Genomic DNA, 13,570 nt, shown 5'->3' with positions numbered 1-13,570 from the left:
AGAGGGACCGGAAACCATGTTCAAGAAACTTGCAATCGGTGCCGCGTTTGCCATCGCCCTTGCTCCTGCTGCGGTATCCGCAGCCGGGGGCGGCGAGCAGCATATCGAGGACTTCGACTTCTCGTTCGAAGGGCCCTTTGGCGCTTACGATCAGAGCCAGCTTCAGCGCGGCCTGCAGATCTATACTGAGGTTTGCGCCGCCTGCCACGGTCTGAAATACGTTCCGCTGCGCGACCTCACGGCGCTGGGCTACTCGGAAGAAGAAGTCATCGCTTATGCCGCCGGCACGTTCGAGGTGTTCGATCCCGAGCTGGACGATTTCCGTCCGGCAAGGCCGACCGATCACTTCCCGGCCAACGATGCCGTGGGCGCACCTGACCTGAGCCTGATGGCCAAGGCGCGTGCAGGCTTCCACGGCCCCTACGGTCTGGGGATCAACCAGCTGGTCAAAGGCATGGGTGGCGCTGAATACATCGCCTCGTTGCTGGACGGCTATACCGGCAAGGAAAAAGAAGAGGCCGGCACGATCCTGTACGAAAACACCGCTTTCCCGGGCGGCTGGATCTCGATGGGTCCGCCGTTGTCTGACGAACAGGTCGAGTTTGCCGACGGACACGAAAACACCGTCGAGGCCATGTCCCAGGACGTCGCTGCATTCCTGATGTGGGCCGCCGAACCGAAAATGATGGATCGCAAGGCCTCGGGCTTTGTCGGGGTACTGTTCCTGACCATCATGTCGGTGCTTCTCTACCTGGTGAACAAGCGTCTGTGGGCGCCGGTCAAAGGCAAAAAGTCGGTCTGACCTAAAGGTCACCTGCAATAGCAAGACAACCCCGCGCACGGCGCGGGGTTTTTTCTTTGTACGGTCGGAAACTCGCCGAACTGGGCATCAGCGCGGGCTTATTCACAGCTTTTAAGCGGAATGCGCATGGCATCGGCGGGGCCGGGCTGCTCAGGTTTTCGACAGCGTCAGGTGGTCTGACGCAGGATCGAAATCGAGGAGACCCGACATGAAACTACCCATACTTGCAGCCGCGTTGCTTGTGGCCACTCCCGTTCTGGCTCTGGATCTGGCGCCGGATACGGAACTGGGCAAGACAGAGACCGAGGTGCGCACCGCTCTGACCGAGCTTGGCTATGACGTGCGCAAGATCGAAATGGAGGACGGTGAAATCGAGGCCTATGTCGTGAAAGACGGACAGATGGCCGAGGTCTATGTGGATCCCGCGTCCGGCAAGATCCAAAAGATCGAGGACAAGTGACCGGCAATGTCTGAGTCAATCCAGCACCAGGGCGGGCGCGAGGGCGCCCGCACCATCCGGATCTGGGACCCTTTGGTCCGCCTGATCCACTGGTCGGTGGTTCTGGGCATTCTGCTCAACGTCGCTGTGACCGACGCCGAGGGGCTGTTGCATGGATATGTCGGTTATGCCGTTCTTGGGCTGGTTCTGCTGCGCCTGGCCTGGGGCGTCCTTGGGCCGGCACCGGCCAGGTTCTCGTCATTCCCGTTCAGCCCAAATGCTGCGGTCCGCCATGTGCGTGAGATCGTACGGGGCGACCGGTTGGTTCACCTGTCGCACAATCCACTGGGCGCGCTGATGGTCTACAACATCTGGATGACGTTGGGCGTCATCTGCGCCACAGGCATAATGATGGGTACCACGGCCTTCTTCGGGGTGGGTTGGGTCGAGGATGCGCACGAGCTGGCGTTCAACTGGCTGATGCTAAGCGTTGTTCTGCACGTGCTTGGCGTGCTTTTGGACCAACGTCGAACCGGTGTCGCACTGGTCAAAGCCATGGTATCAGGGGACAAGAATATTCCTGATGGCTGGTCGACCAAATGATCAAATGGATCACCGAAAACCTGCGGTCCGGCGACGCGGATGCACGCCGGGCCGTTCTGATGGCGGCGATGATCGTGGTTCAGGGTCTATGTGCCGCATTCTACATGGGCGACGCCATTCTGGACCTCGATGGCAGCGAGCCTCTGGCGCATCTCGTTTTGGAATCCCTGGTCGCGACCGTTCTTTGCCTTGGCATCCTGTTCTTCATGCTTGAGCTGCGCAGGTTGCTGGCGCGAATGGACCAGACAAAACAAGGCCTGCGCGCGGCGCAGGGAGAAATGAGCGCCGTGATCGACACTTTCTTTACCCGCTGGGGCCTGACCAGCGCCGAGCGCGAAGTGGGCCTGTTGATCCTCAAGGGCGTCGACAATGAGAATATCGCCCGGATCCGAGGCCGCGCCGTGGGTACCGTTCGCGCGCAATCGGCTTCGATCTATGGAAAAGCCGGCGTGGACGGGCGGGCCCAACTGATCAGTGTTTTCATGGAAGAGCTTCTGGCGACTGACGGGCCGGCCTGAGAGGCGTCAGGCCACCAGCTGCTGATCGCGAACCCCGGTGATGGCGGCAGTCACGATCTGCCCTTCGGGTTGCGCGTTCGCAAATGTCACTTCGGTGAACTGCTCGGTCCGGCCCATGTGAGAATTCTCCATCAGAATGTGATGGGTCTTGCCCAGTTGGGCCGCCAGGTGCCTTGCTACCTGCGTATCACCCGCCTCACGTAGCCTGGCCGCACGTTCCTTTGTGACCTTGCCGTTGACCTGCTGCGGAATGCGCGCCGCCGGCGTACCTTCTCGCTTGGAATAGGGAAAGACATGCAGCCAGGTCAGGTCGCAGTCGGTGACCAGTTTCAGCGAGTTCTCGAAATGCGCCTCGGTTTCCGTCGGAAAGCCCGCGATGATGTCGGCGCCAAAGGTGATCTCGGGGCGCAGCTTGCGGGCCTCTTCGGTAAAGCGGATGGCGTCGTCGCGCAGGTGGCGGCGCTTCATCCGTTTCAGGATCAGATCGTCACCATGCTGCAGCGACAGGTGCAGATGCGGCATCAGGCGTGGCTCGGTCGCGATGGCCTGCATCAGGTTCTCGTCCACCTCGATCGAATCGATCGAGCTGATGCGCAGGCGCGGCAGGTCCGGCACCAGTTTCAGGATGCGCATGACCAGATCGCCCAGCTTGGGGCTTGCCGGCAGGTCGGCGCCCCATGAGGTCAGGTCGACCCCGGTCAGCACCACCTCGTTATAGCCCCGGTCCACCAGCCGCTTGATCTGGTCCACCACCACGCCCGCCGGGACGCTGCGCGAGTTGCCGCGGCCATAGGGGATGATGCAGAAGGTGCAGCGATGGTCACAGCCGTTCTGGACCTGCACATAGGCGCGCGAGCGGGTGCCGAACCCGTCGATCAGATGACCCGCGGTTTCGGTGACAGACATGATGTCATCGACCTGCATCGCCTCGGTCTCGCCGATGAAATCGGCGGCCATGCCCTTCCAGGTTTCGGGGCGCATCTTCTCGGTGTTGCCGATCACCGCATCGACCTCTTCCATCTCGGCAAAGGTCTGGGGCTCGGTCTGGGCCGCGCAGCCGGTGACGATCAGCCGGGCATTGGGGTTCTCGCGGCGCAGCTTGCGGATCTCCTGCCGGGCCTTGCGCACGGCTTCGGCGGTGACGGCGCAAGTGTTCACGATCACCGCATCTGTCAGGCCGGCCTGCTGCGACAGCTCCTTCATCGCTTCGGTCTCGTAGGCGTTGAGCCGGCAGCCCAGCGTGGTGAATTTCGGCGGGTTCATCCCAGCGTCCTCAGGAATTCGGGCGTCAGCGTGCCCGAGAAGACATGGCAGGTGGGACCGGTCATCCAGACGCCGTCCTCGCGCCAGTCGATCCAGATGGTGCCGCCGTCCAGCTCGATCTGCACCTTGCGCCCGGTCAGGCCACGCCGGGCCGCGGCAACGGCGGTGGCGCAGGAGGACGAGCCCGAGGCCAGCGTGATGCCCACGCCGCGCTCCCACACCCGCATGCGGATGTGATCCGGGCCGATGATCTGGGCGATTTGCACATTGGTGCGCTGCGGATAGAGCGGGTGATGCTCATAGCGCGCGCCGAATTCCTCCAGCGGGATCGCCTCGGCATCCTCGACGAAGAAGGTGCAATGCGGGTTGCCCATGCCGGTGGCCACCGGTCCACCTTCGATCGGCAGTTCCAGCGTATCCACCTCTTCGGCCAATGGAATATCGGCCCAGTCCAGCTGCGGATGCCCCATGTTGACCGAGGTCAGCCCGTCGCCCGCGTCCCGCGCCTGCAGCGTGCCGTGGCTGGTGGTCAGCGTCAGTTCGGATTTGCCGCTTTCCTGCATCAGGAACCGGGCGATGCAGCGGGTGGCGTTGCCGCAGGTGGCCGAGACCGATCCGTCGGCATTGTAGAACACCAGGTGCACATCCGATTCGCCGTTTTCGATGACGGCCAGCTGGTCGAATCCGACCCCGAACTGCCGGTGTCCGATCCCGCGCGCCAGCGCTGGCGTGATCTGCACCGGATGCGCGCGCGCGTCCACAATGACGAAGTCATTGCCAAGCCCGTGCATCTTCATGAAGGGCAAACCGGTGTCGGATCGTTGTTGCATGGCGGGCATATAGCCTTGCCGCAGACATGAATCCAGCCCGGCGCGAAGATTCCTGAAAAAAGGGGTTGACCCCCCGCCGCCTCAACCCTAATTAGGCCGCCTATCGGGACGCCGGGAACACAATGATTTCAGGCGGAACGCGGTGCGAGAAAGGGCTTGTACCCGGTCGGGAAAATGCCTTAGACAGCGCCACGGATCGCAACGATCCGATGAAAAGAGTGGGCCGTTAGCTCAGTTGGTAGAGCAACTGACTTTTAATCAGTGGGTCGCAGGTTCGAATCCTGCACGGCTCACCACTGCAAACATCAGTAATATATGAAAAAAATCCCTGCATAGAGGGGTTTTCTGTCGTCTATCTGTGGTGCGCAAAGTGCGGGTTTGTGCGGGTTTCGGCACAACAATGCAGGCAAATCTGGAAAAAACCTGGAAGAACCTTTAGGTTTGCGTTGGGGCCAGCTGCTGGAACAGCTGACCCCGACATCGCCTAACTCTTGAGGAATCCCGGCAATGCCTGAGTCGAACCTATCAGCACGAGAGCGCGCTTCAAATCACATCCAAGCTGCTTTGGATACCGGTGTCCGCGGAGAATTGCGGGAAGCCCTTCGCAAGGCAGCCGCATTGGCCGCGGGTGACCGCGTAACGGATGTGTCCGATTTGGAGTACCGCCAGTTGGCAATAGGCGGCAAATTGGTGGACAAGGATCGACCGGGTCTGGTGATGCGTCATGGGAAACGCACCGGCAAAGTCTGGATCTACCGGTACGAAGACCCCGCCACAAAGAAACAAGTGGAACTCCATTTCGGGCGCTACCCGAAGATGTCTACGGCGGACGCTCGTGAAACGTGGCGCGACCTGCGTGCCCAACGGCTCGAAGGTAATGTGCCGACGCTAGCTACATCTAAATCTCCTAGTACCCTAACCATGGGCAATTTGATCAAGCGATACATCGCCGACTATGCGCGGGTGACCAAAGCCGCGTCTTCGTCGAGGGAGGATGAACGCCTCCTGGGCAAGTTTATTGTTCCATACTATGAGGATCTGCCGGCAACGGAATTTGATCATGAGGTGGCCAAGGCTGTCTTGTCCAACATCGTGAATGCTGGCGCATTGCGTGAAGCCGAAAAAGTTCGTTCGGTCCTTTCGACGATGTTCAACGTGGCCAGCGGCCGTACACGGAGAATCTCGACGCTCGATGGAACCTGGCTGCCGCCAGATCATCCTAATCCTGTCGGAGCGGTGACGCTACCCAAGCGTAACCCGCGTCAGCATACTCCGGGGACGCGCGAACTCCGCAACTACGTCCGCGGCCTCAATCAACTGGGGCAACATGGCGAGGTCCTTCGTATCCAGTTGGAGACTTTCTCCAGGATCGGCGAGGTCTCGTCCATGGAGTGGGCCGAAGTCGATTTGGAAGCCGGCACTTGGACGCTGCCTGCGGCGCGGTCGAAGAATGGGAAAGCGCATGTCGTGATGCTGGCACGCCAGACTATTGAGCGCCTTGAAGCCCGGGAGGCCGGGTCGACATCCCACTTGGTCTTTCCCTCGGTGCAAGACTCAACCCGGCCGACCGACAAGCATCTCGTGATCAGGACACTTGCGCGTAAACGGCAGGCGATTGGCATCTCGGAAGAGTTTACTTCCCACGCCACCCGCAGAGCGGCGCTTACTTGGGTTGCCGAGAATGGTGGGGGTCGTGATATTCGCGACCGCTTGTCGAACCACACACCGCCGTCTGACGGCGCTGACCATATCTATGTATCTGCGGAGCATAACGATGCTGCGCGCCGGTACACCCAAGCGTGGGTCGATCACCTGGCCGGCCTCGAGGCCGAGAACGTAACGTCGATCGGCGAGGCGCGAGCATGAGCCAAGTGTACGAGATCGGCGGCCTATATCTTAGGCGCAATAGCGATGGTTCATTTGTTGTAATCAATGACAATGAGCAGGCAGCCGCCCCGTTCGATTTTGACGACGAAGAAGCTGTCAAATGCGCACTGATATCGGTATCGATTGCGCTTCAAGAGTTGCGCTCTGAGAAAAACCACCTGGAGCAGCTGCGTCTTGAAGGCCTAATCTCTGAGTACAGTTTGCGACGTCGCCAGCGGAGGCTCGACGACGGAATAGAGAAAGCCAGGTCAAAAAACGAGATCAAAAGTGAAGCTGCTTGGGCCGAGGCCGCGAGGCTTTGGCCGAAGGCCTTATCTGACTCGGGGCATAACAAGGACCGTGCCCGCGGCCTACTAAAGTTGCGCCTCGATTCGTGGCAGACAGAAGATCTGGAAAACCGCAGAACGCTCGCTCTCAGCACTCTTTCAAAGAGATTCTGACACCAAACACTGCGTGATCTACCGGCAGGCTGTACAGCTTGTCCGACAGGCTGTGTAGCTTGTCATTGTTCGTTGATCGTCAACTACATGGCATGAAACCGTTGTTCCTGAACTCGCACTAATGCGGGCTGAAAGGAGCATCTATGACCACTACTGCACGTGAACCAGATCTTCGGATCAAGGAGGCGGCGGCTGAGATTGCCGTATCGCCCAGAACAGTTTGGGACCTGATCCGGGAGGGCGAACTTCGTTCCTACAAGATCGGTCCGCGCGGCCGACGCGTCACTCGTGAGAGCCTTGATGCGTTTCGGGAACGCCGTTTGGTTCGCCCCGGAGGCGTGGTATGAGAGGCGCGGCAGTTTACAGTTATCGCTGGTCCCGCCCCGGTGACGATGAAGTTGGGCGCTACTTCTGCGCCGTGTCAGAGGGGATGTGTCTGAAGGTCGATTATGACGGTAACCGCGCCATCGGCTGCAGCCTCTATGATGGGGGCGTCAAATGACAATCCACGATTCGACCTTCGACCGCCGCGAGAGCGACTACTACCCGACCCTCGATGCGCCACTCGTCGTGCCACTCCTCCTCGATCTGATCGATTTGGAGAGCGTCTGGGAACCCAGTAGCGGGCGCGGCCATATCGCCATCGAACTGAAGAAACGAGGCAAGTTGTTCTATGCCTCCGATCTTTACGATCATCCTCACAAGCTTTGTTCGATTTCGGCAGGCGTCGATTTCTTGAAGCAAGATGCCGGGCCGCCTGGGTTCAGAGATATCGTCATGAACCCGCCGTACTCAGAAGTTGACGCGCACGTAAGTCATGGCTTGGGACTCCTGCCGGAAGGCGGATACCTGGTGGCCCTGTTGCGGTCTGACTGGAGTCACGCTCGCTGCCGGCAGAGCCTCGTGACGAACGAGCGGTTCTTCATGGAGCTCAAGCTGACATGGCGGCTCCGGTGGATTGAGAATACGACAGTGAGCGGGAAGCATAATTATAGCCTCTACGTCTGGCGCAATGGTGAGCCTACGATCCCGACCGTCGCTTTCGGATACAAGCCCGAAAAGGTGGCGGCATGAGTGAGAGCAGCCTCCTGCAAAGCTCGCCCTACGAGGTCGATGAGGGGCAACTCATCGGTCGCGATCCGCGCGAAATCTCTTCTGATGCGTGGGAAAGCACCCCCTATCTGGTCGGCATGAAGGCTATCCGAGCCAAATGCCTCGAGTGCTGCAACGAAAGCGCCGCTGAAGTTCGAAAATGCGTCTGCACGACCTGCCCGCTTTGGCCGCTGCGCATGGGGGCCGTTCCCAAGGGCTTTCGCATCCACGGAGAGCAACAAAATCCGCATCATGAGACCTCCACAGCCGCAACTCGCTCTTATATGGGGGAGACCACCGGAGACGTAGAAGAGGGGTTGAAAAGCAGCTCAGGAGGCTCCGATGAATGACCGATGCAGTGTCTGCGGCAAGCGTGTCGACCATTCACTGATCGCCCTCCGTCAAGTCGAGGAAATCCTCGTCGCCGTGCTCCGTAGGTGAGCGATGGATCGACGCTCATGATTGATGTCAAAAAATTGGCCTTTGCTACAGGGCTGCCGACCTTCCCGATCCGGATCTACTGGGATACCAGTAAACACCTCGGCAAAGGCGGATGGAACAAGACGCCCCTAAAAGGCACACGAGGGCACAAGGATGCCCAATGGCCCCAGTTCATTGACCGCCTCGATTGGCACGGCGCTAATGGCTTCGGCATCCCGATGGGGGCAACGACGGGCCTCTACATGCTAGACGCTGATGATTACAAGGACGGCGGCGAAGCTGACCGATGGATGGACGAACGCAAGCTGCCGCCGACTCGCACGCACAAGACGGTCAGCGGCGGCCGCCATTTCATCTACGCCCTCTCAACCCGCTTCAAGACACTAAGGAGCCGTAACGACATCGTGCCCGGCCTGGACAGTCGCGGTGAGGGCGGCTGGGCTGCGTTTGGGCCTGGATACGAAGTCATTGACAGTCGAATGCCCGCGATCCTGCCGTCCGAGATTTGCGAGGAGTTAATGGCCGGGCACAGCGGCATTAAACAGTTCGTCGGCGTCAACTCTTACTCCCCACCCACCGATCCGACAGACATCGACCAAAGGCTGATGCGGATGTTGAAGCGGCAACCAGCTCTCGCGCGGCGATGGTCGGGAGATGACAGTGGGTTAGTATCGGGCCGGTCGAGCCTCGATCTGGCAGTGGCGCAACTCCTATCGATGGTCGGATTTAGCTACGATGAAATCGTCTGGCTGCTTATGCAGAGGTTCGAACACGGGCAGGCCCGGCACCTCGCGACCGGTGGGGAGAGGGCCGCCCAACGCTGCGCCCAACGCGCCATCGATACGCGCGAGGAGGAGCGCGCCACCGCTCGGGCGATCCTGAAGCGGCAGGAAACTCCATTGACCGAGAGTGAGAGAGCTAAGATGCGCGCGCTGGTGCGGGGTGCCCTTTGATGACCGATGAGGAGTTTAATTCAGAGGCGGAGCGCATTGCCGGGTTGCCAGACATCGACCGGCCTGGGCCAATCTACAACCTTTGGCAGAACATGAAGCCGAGACGGACCAAGAAGCAGGTTGAGGAAGCCGTGAAGGCCTATTCCCGCGCGGCTCGTGAGGCGAAGTTAGACAACACTATCAACCGGATCAACGAGGAGTGGTTTGTTCTTACCCCTGGTGGAAAAATCAGGATCGGTAGGTTCCGCGAAAACCGGTTGCAGTTGTCTCCGCGTCCGGACTTCGCGGCAATCGTTGGGAATATGACCGAACACGAGACGGGTGCCAACAGCGCCGGTGAACGCTGGCTTCGGTCCCCTGACAGACGGGAGTTTGACGGGATCATCTGTGACCCCCGCCATCCACCCGGAAGCGCCGTCGGGAACAAGATCAACATCTGGCAAGGGCTGGGCGTCGAACCCAAAGCGGGCGATCCCAAGCCATTTCTGGATGTCGTGCGGCTGGTTTTGACAGACCCTGTTGTTGCTGAATACTACTTTAACTGGGCGGCATGGACGGTCCAAAACCCCACCAAACCCACCGGCACCGTGATCCTGCTCACAGGTCCACCGGGAACAGGCAAGACGACGCTCTTCCGCGTGCTGCGTATGATATTCGGACCTGTGCACGGGTATGTTTGCTATGATAGTAATCAGCTCTACCAGAAGCATACTGGATGGCAGGAAAGGGCGATGTTCGTGCAGGCGGATGAAGTCACGTTCCGCCATGCCCGAGGGGGCGCAGCAATTCTCAAAGCCAAGATCAATGGCGACAGGCTCCATATCGAACCCAAGGGTGTCGACGGATACGAGGTGGACAACATGCTCACCTTCGGCATGACCTCGAACGAAGAACACGCGGCACCCATTGATGCCTCGGATCGTCGATATGTCATTGAAGACACAACTTTAGCATCGGTCATGCAAATTGATTACTGGGAAAAATTCAATGCATGGCTCGACAATGGTGGCCTCGCAATTGTCTACCACTACCTCCTCAATCGCGATGTTTCTAAATGGAACGCCCAAAGGGACCGGCCACTGACTGAAGCGTATCTGCGCCACCGTCAGCAAAGCCTTGTCGGCGTCTTTCGTTGGTGGAAGGAATGCATCGAAAGCGAGGAGATCCTCTACGGTCAAAGGCTCGATAACAAGCCGATTCCCGATATGAATGGGACATACGACAAAATTGAAGTCTTCCGCGCCTATTGCGGGTGGCTGGAGCAGAAGAGCCGCGATGAAGCAGCACCGGATCAGACACGGTTCTGGATGAGCATACGCGAGATGGGAGCCGTGCAAGAAGACCGTCGCCCAAGCGGCGGAGGACGCAGAGTCAAACTAGTCGATTGGAGTGAGGCTCGGGAGAGCCTGCGGGCCGCTTTAGGGTTCTGAAGTGCTGGATTGGTTGGATCAGAAGGCAGCGATCCGACCAAACCGCCCAAAGTGGCTACATCATTTCTTAACACACAGCTCTCACTTTCCCAAAAGAGAGCCCGCCATACGAGAATGATTTGCCTAGTTAGGTTGGATTGGTTGGATTGGTTGGATTGGAAAATCATGCTGTATTTGGCTGCGGCAGAATGATTGAGCCGATATTTCCAAGTGCGAGAGGTCAGCGGCTCGACCAAGGCCAAGCTCTCTGCCGCCGCCGGCCCGGCCGCCATCCGCGTGGACCAATTTAGCCAGCACCTGGATGCGCAAAAGGGTGTTCAAAAGAAGCGGTCTGTGGAATTTTGCACATATGGAAATTGCAATCGAGCAAACTAATGGTCGCTACTGACCCGAAAGTCCGAGCCAAGCAATTGGCCAACCTGCGTCCGGTCAGCCGTGACCCGGCACTGGCTCGCGAGATGGCTCGCAAGAATGGCTTCGGAAGCGGCAAACACAAGCGGTGCAACGCGATTAAGCGGGACGGCACACCCTGCCGAGGTTGGGCCATGTACGGCACGCCAAGGTGCATTAAGCACGGGGCGCGGAGACTGGCGGGAAGGCCGAGCCCCAACCGCGCAGCGCGCGCAGCACGCGAATGGCTCGTCGAGAACCGACCACCGCCAGACCTGACCCGAACGACTGAATGGCTGGAAACTGACACCATTGGAGTAACGAACGGCTTACTTCGGAAAGCTGCTCTGGTGGCTGCTTGGTCCAAGGCCGAGAACGGCGATTGGACGGCATGGCGTAAGCTGTCACGAGCGTAAGTATAGCTTGGCAGCGGACCTCTGGCCGCACTGGCCAAGACAATGTAGCGCGGATGGAAATTATCACAGGCTGCTTTGTCGCACCGGTTGCCAACAACTCGGCGATGGCTCCAAGTCTAGCGCCAAGCATCGCTGATTTTCCAAGTTTCACCACTATGAGCCCGAAGGATAACAGTGGTGAAACTTGGGTATCATTTGCTCCGACATAAGCTAATCAAACTCTAGCGTTGCCAACGAACCGCCGTTAAGTTCTGCGATATGGACGAACTAACGATTTCCGACTGCCAGATCGACGCAAAGTACTCCTGGCGTCCAGAGTTTGAGGACAATGAGCCTAGACTGAGAGTCGCCGTGTTTGATGATCGGATTACGGTGACCTCATTTGATGATGCAAGCGAAGGTGTCACCGAGGCAACCACGCTGTTTGCCGGTCCCGCATCTTCAAATTGGCGCGATATTGTCCGTTCAATTCTAAAGAGCGAGAGTTTTCATTCGGCGAACCCATGTTGGCCCGAGAGTTTTTCTATCGTTGTCCCCTCGGACCTGCACTTCTCATCCCCACCGAACACTGCTCAAAAGTTGGTAGCGCTAGTCTGGTTGGGCTCTGAATGGACGCAAGCGGTTGAGTATTTGCTTGATTTTGCCGACGATCAAATTGTCCAGCTCGATAAGAGGGCGGATTTGTTATCATTCATGCAGACAGCCAGTAGTGAGACAAGCGTTGCATTTATGACGCCTTCAGTGGACTTGTCAGCAGAAGAATTCTTCCATTTCCTCATTGGCGCGGCGGTATCTGGCGAACCGCTACAAGATACGGCTCAAAGGCTGATTGCAGAACACTGGGAGTGAATTGGATTAGTTTGTCCCGAGATCTCACCGACATGGGTCGGCGCTCCGCTAGGCTGTCGCATTCTTCCCAAAACGTAATGGGTCGTAGCAGTAAGCCAAGAGTCAATGTAATTGGACAAGGTCGATCTGCGAAAGGAGCCGCGTTTTGACCACTGACGAGATAGCCTTTGCCGTCAAAAGACTGATTGACTGTGCCAGCTTGCCGGCCAAAGCACCGCGGTCAAAGGATGTCGAACTTGTCCTTAAAGAACTGCAGGGGCGTCACGACTTTCTGTTCAATTCCGTAGTCGAGATCACAACGCTGTTGGATTCCTTCGATTTGGATGACGATCTGATCAAAGAGGAAATCGAGGAAGATATTGTAGATGACAAAGACAGGCTCGGCTATATCGACCGGTCCATAAATCGGTTCTTCGAGGATCCTATAGGTGCAGGCGAAGATATTTCCCGAGCGGTTGTATTCTACCAACTGACGGATCGTCTCGGCCGAGCAGCAAACGTCGTCACATTCCATGGTGGTGCTATTTCTTGGGAGTTTAGTGAAGAGTTCTTCGGAGTATTTCGTAGTACCGATGAGGTAAAGAGTGCGCTTATTGAGCAGGGGTTTGCGACCGAAGCGCATGATATTTCTGATCAAACCAGGTATGAGTTTCTGCACAACGCGCGGCAAGCTTAGATCACACACGCGGTAGATTAGTGATCACGTGTTTTGGACCGTTGAGCTCAAGACGATACCGTCGGATAGTTGAATTGTGCAAAGGAAAGAGCTTGGATTTGCGATGTTCCTCACCTTGGTTCATCGCGCTGCGCGGCCTAAGAGCACTTTCAAGATGAATTCACACCCACAAGATTTGTTGTAAGAGCTCCCCAGCTGCCAAACATCGAAAGAAAACTGATAAATTCTTCAATAACAGCATGAAAAACAACAACTAAAAACGGAATTCAGATCAGTTGCGCAATAATGTAGTGATTGAGGTCGTGTGCCCAAGTGCGGCCGCCACTCCCCAGCGCGGCAGGTAAATGATAGAGCATGTGTTACAGATTGGCATCGGCCCACCTCCTGGCACCCCCTTAGCTGGTCGTACGCATTCATGCGAGGCATCCGCATCACCTGGGGCATGACTTTTTCAAATTCCACCCTCCCTAAGGGGGGGGTCCTACCGTCGTCAGGTCTCGAGCCCACAGGGTATTGCCGACGTTGGCGTGTCGGGATGTTC

Annotated in this window: 16 protein-coding genes and 1 tRNA gene; 15 read left to right on the top strand and 2 right to left on the bottom strand. The window is 57.9% G+C overall.

Annotated elements, in window-relative coordinates; translation table 11 throughout:
• Positions 1 to 16 precede the first annotated feature (16 nt).
• From ACR0FC_RS12840 to ACR0FC_RS12825, 4 genes are all read left to right on the top strand, one after another.
• Entirely contained in the window at positions 17 to 802 is a 786-nt protein-coding gene (locus tag ACR0FC_RS12840; protein ID WP_170340862.1) for a cytochrome c1, read from the top strand.
• Between the two features lie 208 nt (positions 803 to 1,010).
• A complete protein-coding gene (locus ACR0FC_RS12835; RefSeq protein WP_170340864.1) occupies positions 1,011 to 1,262 on the top strand; it encodes a PepSY domain-containing protein in 252 nt (83 codons plus the stop codon).
• A 6-nt stretch (positions 1,263 to 1,268) separates the two neighbouring features.
• Entirely contained in the window at positions 1,269 to 1,844 is a 576-nt protein-coding gene (locus tag ACR0FC_RS12830) for a cytochrome b/b6 domain-containing protein (protein ID WP_170340865.1), read from the top strand.
• On the top strand, positions 1,841 to 2,362 hold the full coding sequence (locus ACR0FC_RS12825; RefSeq protein WP_170340867.1) for a helix-turn-helix transcriptional regulator: 522 nt from the start codon (positions 1,841 to 1,843) through the stop codon (positions 2,360 to 2,362). Before ACR0FC_RS12830 ends, ACR0FC_RS12825 begins: the two co-directional genes overlap by 4 nt.
• 6 nt (positions 2,363 to 2,368) lie before the next feature.
• On the opposite strand, the gene mtaB is transcribed toward ACR0FC_RS12825, so the two are convergent.
• Both mtaB and dapF read right to left on the bottom strand, forming a co-directional pair.
• A complete protein-coding gene (gene mtaB / locus ACR0FC_RS12820) occupies positions 2,369 to 3,625 on the bottom strand; it encodes a tRNA (N(6)-L-threonylcarbamoyladenosine(37)-C(2))-methylthiotransferase MtaB (RefSeq protein WP_170340869.1) in 1,257 nt (418 codons plus the stop codon).
• On the bottom strand, positions 3,622 to 4,464 hold the full coding sequence (dapF, locus tag ACR0FC_RS12815) for a diaminopimelate epimerase (protein ID WP_170340871.1): 843 nt from the start codon (positions 4,462 to 4,464) through the stop codon (positions 3,622 to 3,624). The genes mtaB and dapF overlap by 4 nt, the downstream gene beginning before the upstream one ends.
• A gap of 211 nt (positions 4,465 to 4,675) precedes the next feature.
• Between dapF and ACR0FC_RS12810 the strand changes: the two genes are divergently transcribed.
• The 11 genes from ACR0FC_RS12810 to ACR0FC_RS12760 all read left to right on the top strand — a co-directional run bounded on the left by ACR0FC_RS12810 (position 4,676) and on the right by ACR0FC_RS12760 (position 13,029).
• Positions 4,676 to 4,751: transfer RNA gene (locus tag ACR0FC_RS12810), tRNA-Lys, on the top strand.
• Positions 4,752 to 4,962: 211 nt separating this feature from the next.
• Positions 4,963 to 6,321 (top strand): tyrosine-type recombinase/integrase, encoded by a 1,359-nt coding sequence (locus ACR0FC_RS12805; protein ID WP_170340872.1) that lies wholly within the window; start codon positions 4,963 to 4,965, stop codon positions 6,319 to 6,321.
• On the top strand, positions 6,318 to 6,782 hold the full coding sequence (locus ACR0FC_RS12800; RefSeq protein WP_170340874.1) for a hypothetical protein: 465 nt from the start codon (positions 6,318 to 6,320) through the stop codon (positions 6,780 to 6,782). The genes ACR0FC_RS12805 and ACR0FC_RS12800 overlap by 4 nt, the downstream gene beginning before the upstream one ends.
• Positions 6,783 to 6,925: 143 nt before the next feature.
• A complete protein-coding gene (locus tag ACR0FC_RS12795) occupies positions 6,926 to 7,129 on the top strand; it encodes a helix-turn-helix domain-containing protein (RefSeq protein ID WP_170340876.1) in 204 nt (67 codons plus the stop codon).
• Positions 7,126 to 7,284: a hypothetical protein gene (locus tag ACR0FC_RS12790; RefSeq protein ID WP_170340878.1), complete on the top strand. Its 159-nt coding sequence runs from the start codon at positions 7,126 to 7,128 to the stop codon at positions 7,282 to 7,284. Before ACR0FC_RS12795 ends, ACR0FC_RS12790 begins: the two co-directional genes overlap by 4 nt.
• Positions 7,281 to 7,856 carry a hypothetical protein gene (locus ACR0FC_RS12785; RefSeq protein ID WP_170340880.1) on the top strand — a complete coding sequence of 192 codons (576 nt, stop codon included), beginning with the start codon at positions 7,281 to 7,283 and terminating at the stop codon, positions 7,854 to 7,856. Before ACR0FC_RS12790 ends, ACR0FC_RS12785 begins: the two co-directional genes overlap by 4 nt.
• Positions 7,853 to 8,224, top strand: a complete 372-nt coding sequence (locus tag ACR0FC_RS12780) for a hypothetical protein (protein ID WP_170340882.1) — start codon at positions 7,853 to 7,855, stop codon at positions 8,222 to 8,224. The genes ACR0FC_RS12785 and ACR0FC_RS12780 overlap by 4 nt, the downstream gene beginning before the upstream one ends.
• A gap of 108 nt (positions 8,225 to 8,332) precedes the next feature.
• The gene (locus tag ACR0FC_RS12775; protein ID WP_170340884.1) at positions 8,333 to 9,268 is read left to right on the top strand and encodes a bifunctional DNA primase/polymerase; all 936 of its coding nucleotides are present in this window, start codon (positions 8,333 to 8,335) and stop codon (positions 9,266 to 9,268) included.
• Complete coding sequence (locus ACR0FC_RS12770) at positions 9,268 to 10,698, top strand: primase-helicase family protein (protein ID WP_170340886.1); 1,431 nt, start codon at positions 9,268 to 9,270, stop codon at positions 10,696 to 10,698. The genes ACR0FC_RS12775 and ACR0FC_RS12770 overlap by 1 nt, the downstream gene beginning before the upstream one ends.
• Before the next feature lie 1,064 nt (positions 10,699 to 11,762).
• The gene (locus ACR0FC_RS12765) at positions 11,763 to 12,353 is read left to right on the top strand and encodes a hypothetical protein (RefSeq protein ID WP_170340888.1); all 591 of its coding nucleotides are present in this window, start codon (positions 11,763 to 11,765) and stop codon (positions 12,351 to 12,353) included.
• Positions 12,354 to 12,498: 145 nt separating this feature from the next.
• Positions 12,499 to 13,029, top strand: a complete 531-nt coding sequence (locus tag ACR0FC_RS12760) for a hypothetical protein (RefSeq protein WP_170340890.1) — start codon at positions 12,499 to 12,501, stop codon at positions 13,027 to 13,029.
• The last annotated feature ends 541 nt before the right edge of the window (positions 13,030 to 13,570 follow it).

This window comes from Ruegeria sp. BB9, from assembly GCF_056539345.1.
This window is presented reverse-complemented; position numbering and strand designations above follow the sequence as displayed.